The 1,881-nt window shown below is 36.6% G+C and carries 1 protein-coding gene, 1 tRNA gene, 1 other RNA gene and 1 pseudogene; 3 read left to right on the plus strand and 1 reads right to left on the minus strand.

What is annotated here, in order from left to right; all coding sequences use genetic code 11:
* Positions 1 to 80 precede the first annotated feature (80 nt).
* From CEX73_RS02745 to ffs, 3 genes and pseudogenes are all read left to right on the plus strand, one after another.
* A pseudogene (locus CEX73_RS02745) lies at positions 81 to 913 on the plus strand (lyase family protein); the annotation flags it as partial.
* 157 nt (positions 914 to 1,070) lie between these two features.
* Positions 1,071 to 1,143: transfer RNA gene (locus CEX73_RS02750), tRNA-Phe, on the plus strand.
* A 172-nt stretch (positions 1,144 to 1,315) separates the two neighbouring features.
* Positions 1,316 to 1,414: signal recognition particle sRNA small type (gene ffs, locus CEX73_RS02755), an RNA gene on the plus strand.
* A gap of 122 nt (positions 1,415 to 1,536) precedes the next feature.
* On the opposite strand, the gene hha is transcribed toward ffs, so the two are convergent.
* On the minus strand, positions 1,537 to 1,740 hold the full coding sequence (gene hha / locus CEX73_RS02760; RefSeq protein ID WP_101627060.1) for a hemolysin expression modulator Hha: 204 nt from the start codon (positions 1,738 to 1,740) through the stop codon (positions 1,537 to 1,539).
* Positions 1,741 to 1,881: the final 141 nt, after the last annotated feature.

The following is a 1,881-nucleotide window of genomic DNA, read 5'->3' on the forward strand; positions in this document are numbered from 1 at the left end:
ACCTAAGAGCTAATGATTAGGTATAGAATATATATCAATTATATATATTAAAAAATGGTTAGATCACCTATCTTAGATAAGCTATTAATTATCTAGGTACCTGCTTTGAACAAAAATCCCAGGTTTTCGCCGCTACATTTAAGATGGGCCGGACCCAATTACAAGATTGGGGTTCCGATGACGCTAGGTCAATAGTTTCATACGTTTAATGTATTACTTAAGGAAGATAATACTAATTTACTACGCAGCACTGAGCTACTGTTATAGGTTAATTTAGGTGCTACTGCTATCGGTACCAGTATCAATACACCAGAGGGTTATCAGACTATCGTAGTAGAAAAACTAACGACGATATGTTATGGTACATAGTGTACTGAAACGTCTGGCAGTAAAATGATCCAAGATCTGTAACAATTTACGCTTACTTTCTTTAGGACCGTGAACCGGCTTAAATGAAATTAACCTCCCGCCATTGCAAGCTGCTGGTTCATCGATTATGCCCGCTCAAGTGAATCAAGTTATTCCCTAAGTAGTTAATCAAGTGTGCTTTCAGGTTATTGGTAACGATACTTGCATTACTATGGCGGCAGAAGCCGGTCAGCTACAGCTAAATGTCATGGAGCCTGTCATTAGCCAAGCAATGTTTGAATATCTTTATTTTCTAACCAATATGGGCTAGAATTGGCAGGATCAGTGCATCGTAGGTATTAGTGCTAACTAATCAATATGTAAACAATATGTTTTTAACTAGATTAGCATAATCACCTATCTCAATCCTGTTATTGGCCATCATAACTGCGATATAGTCGGTAAAATTGGTGTCGAAACTGGTAAGAGCGTACGTCAAGTAGTGTTGCAGCTTGGTCTTTTAACCGAGAGACAATTAGATGATATTTTGTCGCTGTATAATTAAATCCCTCCTAAATATAAGAGACCACGCTACTAACCAAAATACTATTGTTGTTATTGATTAAATGGATTATTTATTAAAATAGCCGTATCATCCTAATTATACGATAAACGTCATTGACGAAATAGCGTTAATGTGGCCTAATGTATAGGCCTCCTCTGCCCGGATAGCTCAGTTGGTAGAGCAGGGGATTGAAAATCCCCGTGTCCTTGGTTCAATTCCGAGTCCGGGCATAATCTTTTCCATCACAGATAGTTTTCTTCAGATACTAGTATCATTTAGTTATCCTTCAGTATATGGTAAAAACATCTGGTGTCCATTCGCATAAATACTATTGCATTTAAGCGAGCAATACTTAATAATAAAATCAGGTAGTTGTCAACACGGCTACCTTAATGGAAGTCCTGTTAGTGCTCCTGTACTATGCTTACTTGTCAAATCGATCAGGTCCGGAAGGAAGCAGTCGTAGCAGGCTATGTATGTGCCGAGATGTCGTTAGCTGGGCTTCCTTTCTCTTCTCTAAACAATAATTTCATCTTAAAATAAGAAGAGATAATAAAACTATTATAACCTAGGTTCATTTGCTGGGTTGATTTGACAAAATTAGTTGATAACTATTGTGAATTTTATCGTACGTTTTTCCAAACTGAAACTGGGACTTTGTCGTATAGTTGATTCATAGTTAGCTCAGCTAACCGATGGTCTGCTGCTAAGTTAAATATTTCTAATTCATCATTAGATAGTGCATATTTGTTTTTTTCAATCACGCGTTCAAGTGTTTCTATTGTCCTGCATTTTCTTAAGCGCATTAAATAATCAATTTTGGTCATTTTTACCTTATTACAGTTGATACCGTAGAGAACCAATCCAGCTTGAGAGGTTTTAAACTGACATCAATTATGGTTTATGCAGTGACGCAAATATCGATAATTATTAACACTCTGCAGGCAGTAAAATGATAGCATTTAAGT

The organism is Candidatus Palibaumannia cicadellinicola (assembly GCF_002855795.1).
Classification (GTDB): Bacteria; Pseudomonadota; Gammaproteobacteria; order Enterobacterales; family Enterobacteriaceae; genus Baumannia; species Baumannia cicadellinicola_C.